Raw genomic sequence first — 12,336 nt, 5'->3', positions numbered from 1 at the left:
CCTTGTCGGACGGCAAGCAAACCTTAAACGGGCGCAAGCCCATGTAACGACAAAAACAAAAAAAGGAAGCCCCATGTTTTTATGGCTCGCACATTTCAGCAACTGGTTAACCGGCCTGAATATTTTTCAATACACCACATTCCGCGCCGTCATGGCGGCGTTGACCGCCTTGGCGTTTTCCCTGATGTTCGGCCCGTGGACGATACGCAGGCTGACCGCGCTCAAATGCGGGCAGGCAGTGCGTACCGACGGCCCGCAAACCCACCTCGTCAAAAACGGTACGCCAACCATGGGCGGCTCGCTGATTCTGACCGCCATTACCGTGTCCACCCTGTTGTGGGGCAACTGGGCGAACCCGTATATCTGGATTCTCTTGGGCGTATTGCTCGCCACCGGCGCGCTCGGTTTTTACGACGACTGGCGCAAAGTCGTTTATAAAGACCCCAACGGCGTGTCCGCCAAATTCAAAATGGTGTGGCAGTCAAGCGTTGCCGTTATCGCCGGTTTGGCATTGTTTTACCTTGCCGCCAATTCCGCCAACAATATTTTGATTGTCCCGTTCTTCAAACAAATCGCCCTGCCGCTGGGCGTGGTCGGCTTTTTGGTGTTGTCTTACCTGACCATCGTCGGCACATCCAACGCCGTCAACCTCACCGACGGCTTGGACGGCCTTGCCGCCTTCCCCGTCGTCCTCGTTGCTGCCGGGCTCGCCATTTTCGCCTACGTCAGCGGACACTACCAATTTTCCCAATACCTCCAGCTTCCCTATGTCGCCGGCGCGAACGAAGTCGCTATATTCTGCACCGCTATGTGCGGCGCGTGCCTCGGTTTCTTGTGGTTTAATGCCTATCCCGCGCAAGTCTTCATGGGCGACGTCGGCGCATTGGCATTGGGTGCCGCGCTCGGTACCGTTGCCGTCATCGTCCGCCAAGAATTTGTTTTAGTGATTATGGGCGGTCTGTTCGTCGTCGAAGCCGTGTCCGTCATGCTTCAGGTCGGCTGGTATAAGAAAACCAAAAAACGCATCTTCCTGATGGCGCCCATCCACCACCACTACGAACAAAAAGGCTGGAAAGAAACCCAAGTCGTCGTCCGTTTCTGGATTATCACCATTGTCTTGGTGTTAATCGGCTTGAGTACCCTCAAAATCCGCTGAACCTATGCCGTCTGAACACCTTTCAGACGGCATTTGAACGCGCAATAAACCTGCGGCGGCAATCTACCCCGCCATATCGTTAACGGCGGCTGAAAAACCGCCCCTCACCGAAATAGGAGAGAAAGCATGAAACAGACAACCAAATGGCTTGCAGCCGCCCTGATTGCCTTGGGCTTGAACCAAGCGGTGTGGGCGGATGGCGTACCGGATTTTCGGGAAACGCTTCAAGCTGCGGAGCAAGGGGATGCATACGCCCAATATAATTTGGGCATTATGTATGACAATGGGCGAGGCGTCCGTCAAGACTATGCACAGGCGGTGCAGTGGTATCGCAAGGCGGCAGAACAAGGGCTTGCAGAAGCCCAATATAATTTGGGTGTGGCGTATGCACAAGGGCTAGGAGTCCATCAAGACGATGCACAGGCGGTGCAGTGGTATCGCAAGGCGGCAGAACAAGGGCTTGCAGAAGCCCAATATAATTTGGGTGTGGCGTATGCACAAGGGCTAGGAGTCCATCAAGACGATGCACAGGCGGTGCAGTGGTATCGCAAGGCAGCAGAACAAGGGTTAGCCCAAGCCCAATCGGATTTGGGCCTGATGTATTACAAAGGCGAAGGAGTCCGTCAAGACAATGCACAGGCAGTGCATTGGTTTCGCAAGGCAGCAGAACAAGGGTTAGCCCAAGCCCAAAGTAATTTGGGTGTGATGTATTACAAAGGGCGAGGAGTCCGTCAAGACGATGCACAGGCAGTGCAGTGGTATCGCAAGGCTGCAGAACAAGGGCTTGCCAGAGCCCAATTCAATTTGGGTGTGATGTATGACAATGGGCGAGGAGTCCGTCAAGACGATGCACAGGCAGTGCAGTGGTATCGCAAGGCTGCAGAACAAGGGTATGCCGGAGCCCAAAATAATTTGGGTGTGATGTATGAACAAGGGCAAGGCGTGCTCCAAGACCTCGCCCTTGCACAAGAATGGTACGGTAAGGCTTGCGACAACGGAGACCAAAACGGCTGCGACAATTACCAACGCCTGAAGGCGGGTTATTGAACAGCCCGCGATGCCGTCTGAAAGCGGCTTGAGCAGGAGCGGACATCCCTTCCTGCCCAATATGATTTGTTTTAGGACAAAACCAAAATGACTTTCCAAAACAAAAAAATCCTCGTCGCCGGACTCGGCGGTACGGGTATTTCCATGATTGCCTATCTGCGCAAAAACGGCGCGGAGGTGGCTGCTTATGATGCGGAGCTGAAACCGGAGCGCGTGTCGCAAATCGGTAAGATGTTTGATGGGCTGGTGTTTTACACGGGTCGTCTGAAAGATGCGCTGGACAACGGTTTCGATATTCTGGCACTCAGTCCCGGCATCAGCGAGCGGCAGCCGGATATTGAGGCGTTCAAGCAAAATGGCGGGCGCGTGTTGGGCGACATCGAATTGCTGGCGGACATTGTGAACCGCCGCGGCGACAAGGTAATTGCGATTACCGGCAGCAACGGCAAAACCACGGTAACGAGCCTGGTGGGCTATCTCTGCATCAAGTGCGGGCTGGATACCGTTATCGCGGGCAATATCGGCACGCCGGTTTTGGAGGCGGAATTGCAGCGTGAAGGCAAAAAGGCGGACGTGTGGGTGTTGGAGCTTTCCAGCTTCCAACTGGAAAACACCGAAAGCCTGCGCCCGACTGCGGCGACGGTGCTGAACATTTCCGAAGACCATCTCGACCGCTACGACGACTTGCTTGATTATGCGCATACCAAGGACAAGATTTTCCGTGGCGATGGCGTGCAGGTTTTGAATGCGGACGATACGTTCTGCCGCGCGATGAAACGGGCAGGGCGCGAAGTAAAATGGTTTTCGTTGGAACACGAAGCTGATTTTTGGTTGGAACGCGAAACGGGTCGTCTGAAACAAGGCGATGAAGATTTGATTGCCACGCAAGACATTCCGTTACAAGGCTTGCACAACGCCGCCAACGTGATGGCTGCTGTTGCCTTGTGCGAAGCCGTCGGTTTGCCGCGCGAAGCATTGCTCGAACACGTTAAAACCTTCCAAGGCCTGCCGCACCGCGTGGAAAAAATCGGCGAGAAAAACGGCGTGGTGTTCATCGACGACAGCAAAGGCACGAACGTTGGCGCAACCGCTGCTGCGATTGCCGGTTTGCAAAATCCGCTCTTCGTGATTTTGGGCGGTATGGGCAAAGGGCAGGACTTCACGCCCCTGCGCGACGCGTTGAAGGATAAGGCAAAAGGCGTGTTCTTAATTGGTGTCGATGCGCCGCAAATCCGCCGCGATTTGGACGGCTGCGGTCTGAATATGACCGACTGCGCCACTTTGGAAGAAGCCGTTCAGACGGCATACGCCCAAGCCGAAGCGGGCGATATTGTGTTGCTCAGCCCCGCCTGCGCGAGTTTCGATATGTTTAAAGGCTATGCGCACCGTTCGGAAGTGTTTATCGAAGCATTTAAGGCTTTGTGATGCCGTCTGAAACGCAAACGCCGTCATTGTTGGGCGGGAAGTAAAGATTTAGAATATTGATTGGGGATGTATCGCATGTTCGGACGGCATTATCTGCCGTCTGAAATTTTTGCCCTTTGCGGCAGATGCAAACAGAATGACAGGTGGTTTTTTTGAAGATTTCGGACATATTGGTAAAGGTGGGGAGCGGTATCCACACCGTGCTGCTCGACAGGCAGATTGTGCGCGACGGCAGGAAATTCGACACGTCGCTTTTGTGGATGTTGGTGTTGATGACGGTATTCAGCCTGCTGATGATTTATTCGGCTTCAGTGGACTCGGCGGTACGCGAAGGCGGCAGCCAATTCGGCTATGTCGGCAAACAGGCGGCGTATGTAGCTGGCAGTGCGTTCTTATGCGGTTGCTTTAGCCTTTTGAAGATGAAAACGTGGCGGTGGCTGGTGCCGTGGATATTCGCCAGTTCGGTTATGTTGTTGGTTGCTGTGCTGCTTGTCGGCAATGAAGTCAATGGTGCGAAACGTTGGATTCCCTTGGTGATAGTCAATTTCCAACCGACCGAGTTATTTAAGTTGGCAGTCATCTTATATCTGGCCAGCCTGTTTACCCGCCGCGAAGAAGTGTTGCGCAGTATGGAACACCTCGGCTGGCGGTCGATTTGGCGGGGGACGGCCAATCTGGCGATGTCTTTCACCAATCCTCAGGCGCGCCGAGAAACCAAAGAAATGTATAACCGCTTCCGGTCGATTATCCTGCCTATCATGCTGGTGGCGTTCGGCTTGACGCTGGTGATGTTCCAGCCGGATTTCGGTTCGTTTGTCGTGATTACCGTCATTACTGTCGGGTTGCTGTTCCTTGCGGGTTTGCCGTGGAAATATTTTTTCATTCTGGTGGGCAGTGTTTTGAGCGGGATGGCGCTGATGATTGCCGCCGCCCCTTACCGTATGCAAAGGGTGCTGACCTTTCTCGACCCATGGCAGGACAAACAGAACACAGGCTATCAGCTTACCCAGTCGCTGATGGCGATCGGGCGGGGTGACTGGTTCGGTATGGGTTTGGGGGCAAGTCTGAGCAAACGCGGGTTTCTGCCGGAAGCGCATACCGATTTTATTTTCGCCATTATTGCCGAAGAATTCGGTTTCTTCGGTATGTGTGTGCTGGTGTTCTGTTACGGTTGGCTGGTTATACGCGCGTTTTCCATCGGCAAACAGGCACGTGATTTGGGGCTGACCTTCAATGCCTATATCGCTTCGGGTATCGGTATTTGGATCGGTATCCAAAGTTTCTTCAATATTGGCGTGAATATCGGCGCGTTGCCGACCAAAGGTCTGACGCTGCCGCTGATTTCTTACGGCGGTTCGGCAGTGGGGGTAATGTTTTTCAGTATTATGCTGCTGTTGCGCATCGATTATGAAAACCGCCGGAAAATGCGCGGTTACCAAGAGGAGTAAATCATGGGCGGTAAAACCTTCATGCTGATGGCGGGCGGTACCGGTGGTCATATTTTCCCTGCGCTGGCGGTGGCGGATTCGTTGCGCGCGCGCGGCCATCATGTGATTTGGCTGGGCAGTAAGGATTCAATGGAAGAGCGTATCGTGCCGCAATACGATATTCCGCTCGAAACGCTGGCGATTAAGGGCGTACGCGGCAACGGCATCAAACGCAAGCTGATGCTGCCGTTTACTTTGTATCAAACCGTCCGCGAAGCGCAGCGGATTATCCGCAAACACCGCGTCGAATGCGTTATCGGTTTTGGCGGCTTCGTTACCTTCCCCGGCGGTTTGGCGGCGAAACTGTGCAGCGTGCCGATTGTGATTCACGAGCAAAACGCCGTGGCCGGTTTGTCCAACCGCCACCTGTCGCGCTGGGCGAAGCGGGTATTGTACGCTTTTCCGAAAGCATTCAGCCACGAAGGCGGTTTGGTCGGAAATCCCGTCCGCGCCGATATTAGCAACCTGCCCGTGCCTGCCGAACGCTTCCAAGGGCGTGAAGGCCGTCTGAAAATTTTGGTGGTCGGCGGCAGTTTGGGTGCAGACGTTTTGAATAAAACCGTACCGCAGGCATTGGCATTATTGCCCGAGGAAGCTCGTCCGCAAATGTATCATCAGTCTGGTCGCAATAAATTGGGCAATCTGCAGGCGGATTACGATGCATTGGGTGTGCAAGCCGAGTGCGTCGAATTTATTACCGACATGGTGTCCGCCTACCGTGATGCCGATTTGGTGATTTGCCGTGCCGGCGCGCTGACGATTGCCGAGTTGACGGCGGCGGGGCTGGGCGCGCTGCTGGTGCCGTATCCTCACGCCGTTGATGACCATCAAACCGCCAACGCGCGTTTTATGGTGCAGGCGGAGGCGGGATTGCTGTTGCCGCAAACCCAATTGACAGCGGAAAAACTTGCCGAAATCCTCGGCGGCTTGAACCGCGAGAAATGCCTCAAATGGGCGGAAAATGCCCGCACGCTGGCGCTGCCGCACAGTGCGGACGACGTGGCGGAAGCCGCTATCGAGTGTACGGCATGATGACATGATGCGATAAACGAAACAGATGCCGTCTGAAAACCACGAAACCGGTTTCAGACGGCCTTATATTTTGTTTTTTCTGGTGTTTCGGTATATGAAATCGAGTTTGAAAATGGGCAGGAAAGCAGGGTTTACTGCTGAGTGCAGCCTTATTTTTAACTATATTGCCATCGATATGAAATCCTGTATGCCGAAACATCTGTAATTTACAAGAAAACTATGGCGTAGAAGCGGATAGCCCTTTAAAATAACGCCTTTACGCATCGAAATCCACCGGAACGCAACATTATGATGAAAAATCGAGTTACCAACATCCATTTTGTCGGTATCGGCGGCGTCGGCATGAGCGGTATCGCCGAAGTCTTACACAATTTGGGCTTTAAAGTTTCCGGTTCGGATCAGGCGCGAAATGCCGCTACCGAGCATTTGAGCAGCCTGGGCATTCAAGTTTATCCCGGTCATACCGCCGAACACGTCAATGGCGCAGACGTTGTCGTTACCTCTACCGCCGTCAAAAAAGAAAATCCCGAAGTTGTCGCTGCGTTGGCGCAACAAATCCCCGTTATTCCGCGTGCCCTGATGCTGGCGGAACTGATGCGCTTTCGTGACGGCATTGCCATCGCCGGTACGCATGGCAAAACCACGACCACCAGCCTGACCGCTTCCATCCTCGGTGCGGCAGGTCTCGACCCCACTTTCGTTATCGGCGGCAAACTCAATGCCGCAGGTACCAATGCCCGCTTGGGCAAAGGCGAATACATCGTCGCCGAAGCCGACGAATCCGATGCCTCTTTCCTACATCTGACCCCGATTATGTCCGTCGTCACCAATATTGACGAAGACCATATGGATACCTATGGACACAGCGTCGAAAAACTGCATCAGGCGTTTGTTGATTTTATCCACCGTATGCCGTTCTACGGCAAAGCGTTTTTGTGTATCGACAGCGAACACGTCCGCGCGATTTTGCCCAAAGTGAGTAAACCTTACGCCACCTACGGTTTGGACGATACCGCCGATATTTACGCAACCGACATCGAAAACGTCGGCGCGCAAATGAAATTTACCGTTCATGTGCAAATGAAAGGACATGAGCAAGAGCCGTTTGAGGTTGTTTTGAATATGCCCGGCCGCCACAACGTTCTCAATGCCTTGGCAGCCATTGGCGTGGCGCTGGAAGTTGGTGCATCGGTTGAAGCGATCCAAAAAGGCTTGCTCGGCTTTGAAGGTGTCGGCCGCCGCTTCCAAAAATATGGCGACATTAAATTGCCAAACGGCGGAACTGCTTTGCTGGTGGACGATTATGGCCACCATCCTGTCGAAATGGCGGCAACCCTTTCCGCTGCACGTGGTGCATACCCTGAAAAACGTTTGGTATTGGCCTTTCAGCCGCACCGCTATACCCGTACACGCGATTTGTTTGAAGACTTCACCAAAGTCCTCAATACCGTTGACGCGCTGGTGTTGACCGAAGTTTATGCCGCCGGTGAAGAGCCGATTGCCGCGGCCGATTCCCGCGCCCTTGCACGCGCCATCCGCGTATTGGGCAAACTTGAGCCGATTTACTGCGAAAATGTTGCCGACCTGCCGCAAATGCTGCTGAATGTTTTGCAGGACGGCGATGTTGTGTTGAATATGGGCGCGGGAAGCATCAACCGCATCCCCGCCGCGCTACTGGAATTGTCGAAACAGATTTGAGGCACACCCGCCTGACAGACGGAACATCATATAAAGGTCGTCTGAAACCGCAAATCAGGTCTCAGACGACCTCTGGCAACAAGCATAAAGTAATCAGGAAAGAACAAAAAACAATGCAGAATTTTGGCAAAGTGGCCGTATTGATGGGCGGTTTTTCCAGCGAACGAGAAATCTCGCTGGACAGCGGCACCGCCATTTTGAACGCCTTAAAAAGCAAAGGCATAGACGCATACGCCTTCGATCCTAAAGAAACCCCATTGTCTGAATTGAAGGCACAAGGTTTTCAGACGGCATTCAACATCCTTCACGGTACTTACGGCGAAGACGGGGCGGTTCAAGGCGCGTTGGAACTGTTGGGCATCCCCTATACCGGCAGCGGTGTCGCCGCATCCGCCATCGGCATGGACAAATACCGCTGCAAACTGATTTGGCAAGCATTGGGATTGCCCGTTCCCGAGTTCGCCGTCCTGCACGACGACACTGATTTCGATGCCGTCGAAGAAAAATTGGGCCTGCCGATGTTTGTGAAACCGGCGGCCGAAGGCAGCAGCGTAGGCGTGGTAAAAGTCAAAGGAAAAGGCCGTCTGAAAAGCGTGTACGAAGAATTGAAACACCTTCAGGGCGAAATCATTGCCGAACGTTTTATCGGCGGCGGCGAATATTCCTGCCCCGTCCTGAACGGCAAAGGGCTGCCCGGCATACACATCATTCCCGCAACCGAGTTTTACGACTACGAAGCCAAGTACAACCGAGACGACACCATTTATCAATGTCCTTCGGAAAATCTGACCGAAGCCGAAGAAAGCCTGATGCGCGAACTGGCGGTTCGCGGCGCGCAGGCAATCGGTGCGGAAGGCTGCGTGCGCGTCGATTTCCTCAAAGATACCGACGGCAAACTCTATCTGTTGGAAATCAACACCCTGCCCGGTATGACGAGCCATAGTTTAGTACCGAAATCCGCTGCCGTTATGGGCGTGGGTTTTGCCGATTTATGTATTGAAATTTTGAAGACCGCACATGTGGGATAATGCCGAAGCGATGGAACGGCTGACGCGCTGGCTGCTTGTCATGATGGCGATGCTGCTTGCTGCGTCCGGGCTGGTTTGGTTTTACAATTCGAATCATCTGCCCGTCAAGCAGGTGTCGCTGAAGGGCAACCTAGTTTATTCCGATAAGAAAGCATTGGGCAGTTTGGCGAAAGAATACATCCATGGGAATATTTTGAGGACGGACATCAATGGCGCACAGGAGGCCTACCGCCGGTATCCGTGGATTGCGTCGGTCATGGTGCGCCGCCGTTTTCCCGATACGGTTGAGGTCGTCCTGACCGAGCGCAAGCCGGTCGCGCGTTGGGGCGGCAATGCCTTGGTGGATGGCGAGGGAAATGTCTTTAAGGCACATTTAAACAGACCAGGCCTGCCGGTATTCAGGGGCGCGGAAGGAACGTCTGCCGAAATGCTCCGCCGTTATGACGAATTTTCGACTGTTTTGGCAAAACAGGGTTTGGGCATCAAAGAGATGACCTATACGGCACGTTCGGCGTGGAATGTCGTTTTGGACAACGGCATCACCGTCAGGCTCGGACGGGAAAACGAGATGAAACGCCTCCGGCTTTTTACCGAAGCGTGGCAACATCTGTTGCGTAAAAATAAAAATCGGTTATCCTATGTGGATATGAGGTATAAGGACGGATTTTCAGTCCGCTATGCTTCCGATGGTTTACCCGAAAAAGAATCTGAAGAATAGTGGGAACAGGTATCGGACAGATTACGGCCGTGCCGTCTGAAATGGTGCGACGCAAATTTCAATCAGTTTTAAGAGCAGACGAACAATGGAACAGCAGAAAAGATACATCAGCGTACTGGATATCGGTACGTCTAAAGTCCTCGCACTGATCGGGGAAGTTCAAGATGACGACAAAATCAACATCGTCGGTTTGGGGCAGGCTCCTTCACGGGGCTTGCGCGCGGGCATGGTAACCAATATCGATGCCACCGTCCAAGCCATCAGGCAGGCGGTCAATGATGCCGAGCTGATGGCGGATACCAAAATTACCCACGTTACCACAGGTATCGCAGGCAACCACATCCGCAGTCTTAATTCGCAAGGTGTGGTTAAAATTAAAGACGGGGAAGTCACGCAGGCAGACATCGATCGCGCCATTGAAACGGCAAAGGCAATCAATATCCCGCCCGATCAAAAAATTCTCGATGCCGTGGTTCAAGACTACATTATTGACACCCAACTTGGCGTGAGGGAGCCCATCGGTATGAGCGGTGTGCGTTTGGATACGCGGGTGCACATCATTACCGGTGCAAGTACGGCAGTGCAGAATGTCCAAAAATGTATCGAGCGGTGCGGCTTGAAAAGCGATCAGATCATGCTTCAGCCGTTGGCAAGCGGGCAGGCGGTGCTGACTGAAGATGAAAAAGACCTCGGCGTATGCGTCATCGACATTGGTGGCGGAACGACCGATATTGCCGTTTATATGAACGGCGCCATCCGCCATACGTCCGTCATTCCGGCCGGTGGTAATCTGATTACCAAAGATTTGTCCAAATCGTTGAGAACACCTCTCGATGCCGCCGAGTACATTAAAATCCATTATGGCGTGGCATCATGCGATACGGAAGGCTTGGATGAGATGATTGAAGTTCCGGGCGTGGGTGACCGGACATCGCGTCAGGTTTCCAGTAAGGTTTTGGCAGCAATCATCAGTGCACGTATTCAGGAGATTTTTGGCGTAGTGCTGGGCGAGCTGCAAAAATCAGGTTTCCCCAAAGAAGTGCTGAATGCGGGTATCGTTCTGACCGGCGGTGTGTCCATGATGACCGGGATTGTGGAATTTGCCGAAAAAATCTTCGATCTGCCTGTACGCACCGGTGCACCCCAAGAAATGGGCGGTTTGTCCGACCGCGTCCGCACACCGCGCTTTTCTACCGCTATCGGGCTGCTTCATGCAGCATGCAAGCTGGAAGGAAACTTGCCGCAGCTGGAAAACGGTGCAGTGCAAGAGAGGGAAGAGGGCGGCGGTTTGTTGGCAAGATTGAAGCGGTGGATTGAAAACAACCTCTGAACAGTTGGATTGCCGTTTGACAGGTGAGAAGTATTTTGCCAGCAGCAAGATACTTCTTATATAATAAATAATAATTTATTTAAACCGTCCTCTGAACGGGGCGAGCAGGAGTTTTTGAATGGAATTTGTTTACGACGTGGCAGAATCGGCAGTCAGCCCTGCGGTAATTAAAGTAATCGGCTTGGGCGGCGGCGGTTGCAATGCAATCAATAACATGGTTGCCAACAATGTGCGCGGTGTGGAGTTTATCAGTGCCAATACGGATGCGCAGTCTCTGGCAAAAAACCATGCGGCGAAGAGAATCCAGTTGGGTACGAATCTGACACGCGGTTTGGGCGCGGGCGCGAATCCCGATATCGGCCGTGCGGCAGCCCAGGAAGACCGGGAAGCCATTGAAGAAGCCATTCGCGGTGCAAATATGCTCTTTATTACGACCGGTATGGGCGGCGGTACCGGTACCGGTTCGGCGCCGGTTGTTGCTGAGATTGCCAAGTCTTTGGGCATTCTGACCGTTGCCGTGGTTACCCGCCCGTTCGCATATGAAGGCAAACGCGTCCATGTGGCACAGGCAGGGTTAGAACAGTTGAAAGAACACGTCGATTCGCTGATCATCATCCCGAACGACAAACTGATGACCGCCTTGGGTGAAGACGTAACGATGCGCGAAGCCTTCCGTGCCGCCGATAATGTATTGCGCGATGCGGTCGCAGGCATTTCCGAAGTGGTAACTTGCCCGAGCGAAATCATCAACCTCGACTTTGCCGACGTGAAAACCGTGATGAGCAACCGCGGTATCGCCATGATGGGTTCTGGTTATGCCCAAGGTATCGACCGTGCGCGTATGGCAACTGATCAGGCCATTTCCAGCCCTCTGTTGGACGATGTAACTTTGGATGGTGCACGCGGTGTGCTGGTCAATATTACGACTGCTCCGGGTTGCCTGAAAATGTCCGAGTTGTCTGAAGTCATGAAAATCGTCAACCAAAGCGCGCATCCCGATTTGGAATGCAAATTCGGTGCTGCTGAAGACGAGACCATGAGCGAAGATGCCATCCGGATTACCATTATCGCTACCGGTCTGAAAGAAAAAGGCGCGGTCGATCCTGCTCCGGCAAGGGAGGTAGAAGCGGTTGCCCCGTCCAAACAGGAGCAAAGCCACAATGTCGAAGGTATGATCCGCACCAATCGCGGTATCCGCACCATGAATCTGACAGCAGCGGATTTTGACAATCAGTCCGTACTTGACAACTTTGAAATCCCTGCGATTTTGCGCCGTCAGTACAATTCAGACAAATAATGCTCCGTGTGCCGTAAACCCATTGCCTCCCGAACCGGTTTGTCCGGTTTGGGAGGTATGTTTTTCAAGATGTTGCAATTCCGTACGGTTTGCGGTCGGCGGATTCAGATTTTTCCAC

11 protein-coding genes are annotated in these 12,336 nt (G+C 53.2%); all 11 read left to right on the top strand.

Annotated elements, in window-relative coordinates; translation table 11 throughout:
* The first annotated feature begins 73 nt into the window (after positions 1–73).
* The 11 genes from mraY (at position 74) to ftsZ (ending at position 12,218) form a co-directional block, all read left to right on the top strand.
* The gene (mraY, locus tag ACNAU7_RS07135) at positions 74–1,156 is read left to right on the top strand and encodes a phospho-N-acetylmuramoyl-pentapeptide-transferase (RefSeq protein ID WP_003689450.1); all 1,083 of its coding nucleotides are present in this window, start codon (positions 74–76) and stop codon (positions 1,154–1,156) included.
* A gap of 126 nt (positions 1,157–1,282) precedes the next feature.
* Entirely contained in the window at positions 1,283–2,203 is a 921-nt protein-coding gene (locus tag ACNAU7_RS07130) for an SEL1-like repeat protein (protein ID WP_416301764.1), read from the top strand.
* An 87-nt stretch (positions 2,204–2,290) separates the two neighbouring features.
* Positions 2,291–3,628, top strand: a complete 1,338-nt coding sequence (gene murD / locus ACNAU7_RS07125) for a UDP-N-acetylmuramoyl-L-alanine--D-glutamate ligase (RefSeq protein WP_416301763.1) — start codon at positions 2,291–2,293, stop codon at positions 3,626–3,628.
* Positions 3,629–3,771: 143 nt separating this feature from the next.
* Positions 3,772–5,076 carry an FtsW/RodA/SpoVE family cell cycle protein gene (locus ACNAU7_RS07120; protein ID WP_416301762.1) on the top strand — a complete coding sequence of 435 codons (1,305 nt, stop codon included), beginning with the start codon at positions 3,772–3,774 and terminating at the stop codon, positions 5,074–5,076.
* A 3-nt stretch (positions 5,077–5,079) separates the two neighbouring features.
* Positions 5,080–6,147 carry an undecaprenyldiphospho-muramoylpentapeptide beta-N-acetylglucosaminyltransferase gene (gene murG / locus ACNAU7_RS07115; protein WP_416301761.1) on the top strand — a complete coding sequence of 356 codons (1,068 nt, stop codon included), beginning with the start codon at positions 5,080–5,082 and terminating at the stop codon, positions 6,145–6,147.
* Positions 6,148–6,172: 25 nt separating this feature from the next.
* Positions 6,173–6,352: a hypothetical protein gene (locus tag ACNAU7_RS07110; protein ID WP_107863066.1), complete on the top strand. Its 180-nt coding sequence runs from the start codon at positions 6,173–6,175 to the stop codon at positions 6,350–6,352.
* A gap of 83 nt (positions 6,353–6,435) precedes the next feature.
* Positions 6,436–7,845 carry a UDP-N-acetylmuramate--L-alanine ligase gene (gene murC / locus ACNAU7_RS07105; RefSeq protein WP_416301760.1) on the top strand — a complete coding sequence of 470 codons (1,410 nt, stop codon included), beginning with the start codon at positions 6,436–6,438 and terminating at the stop codon, positions 7,843–7,845.
* 113 nt (positions 7,846–7,958) lie between these two features.
* Entirely contained in the window at positions 7,959–8,873 is a 915-nt protein-coding gene (locus ACNAU7_RS07100; RefSeq protein ID WP_416301759.1) for a D-alanine--D-alanine ligase, read from the top strand.
* Positions 8,863–9,591 (top strand): cell division protein FtsQ/DivIB, encoded by a 729-nt coding sequence (locus ACNAU7_RS07095; RefSeq protein WP_107863062.1) that lies wholly within the window; start codon positions 8,863–8,865, stop codon positions 9,589–9,591. The genes ACNAU7_RS07100 and ACNAU7_RS07095 overlap by 11 nt, the downstream gene beginning before the upstream one ends.
* An 85-nt stretch (positions 9,592–9,676) precedes the next feature.
* Positions 9,677–10,921, top strand: coding sequence for a cell division protein FtsA (ftsA, locus tag ACNAU7_RS07090; RefSeq protein WP_416301758.1), 1,245 nt, complete (start codon positions 9,677–9,679; stop codon positions 10,919–10,921).
* 118 nt (positions 10,922–11,039) lie between these two features.
* A complete protein-coding gene (gene ftsZ, locus ACNAU7_RS07085) occupies positions 11,040–12,218 on the top strand; it encodes a cell division protein FtsZ (protein ID WP_416301757.1) in 1,179 nt (392 codons plus the stop codon).
* Positions 12,219–12,336: the final 118 nt, after the last annotated feature.

Source organism: Neisseria sp. LACPHL-SPEC-2024-00856 (genome assembly GCF_047915665.1).
Classification (GTDB): Bacteria; Pseudomonadota; Gammaproteobacteria; order Burkholderiales; family Neisseriaceae; genus Neisseria; species Neisseria polysaccharea.
The sequence above is the reverse complement of the archived record's forward strand: the minus strand, read 5'-3'. Positions and strand labels throughout refer to the sequence as shown.